Origin of the sequence: Paenibacillus oleatilyticus (assembly GCF_018998565.1) — a bacterium.
In the GTDB taxonomy this organism is placed as follows: domain Bacteria; phylum Bacillota; class Bacilli; order Paenibacillales; family NBRC-103111; genus Paenibacillus_G; species Paenibacillus_G oleatilyticus.
In genome coordinates, this window is sequence record NZ_JAHNZO010000166.1 from 1 (window position 1) to 352 (window position 352).

Consider the following 352-nt stretch of genomic DNA (forward strand, 5'->3'; position numbering starts at 1 on the left):
CTTCGGGACCAGGCTGTTCGTGCTGCGCACAGAGCCAGGCTATGCCCGTCTCTGCCTGACGGCTTCCATCCTGTGACGCAATACCCCGCTTGCTGCTGGCAAATGCCAGCGCCGCTTTCACTAGAGGGCGACGAACCATCTTTGGTGGTCGGGCGGGGGTGCGAACAGCGCTGTACATGGCTGCGCTTGTGGCGACTCGCTTCAATTCAGTGATAAAAGTGTTTTATATGCGGCTGGTTGCAGCAGGGAAACCCAAAAAAGTGGCTCTGGTTGCATGTATGCGCAAACTGCTGACCATCCTGAATGCGATGCTCAGAAAGAACGAAGAATGGGATGAGTCGTACCATTGCGT

General features: G+C 55.7%; 1 pseudogene. It reads left to right on the forward strand.

From position 1 onward, the window contains the following. Positions 1–122: 122 nt before the first annotated feature. A pseudogene (locus KQX66_RS39065) lies at positions 123–352 on the forward strand (IS110-like element ISSm3 family transposase); the annotation flags it as partial.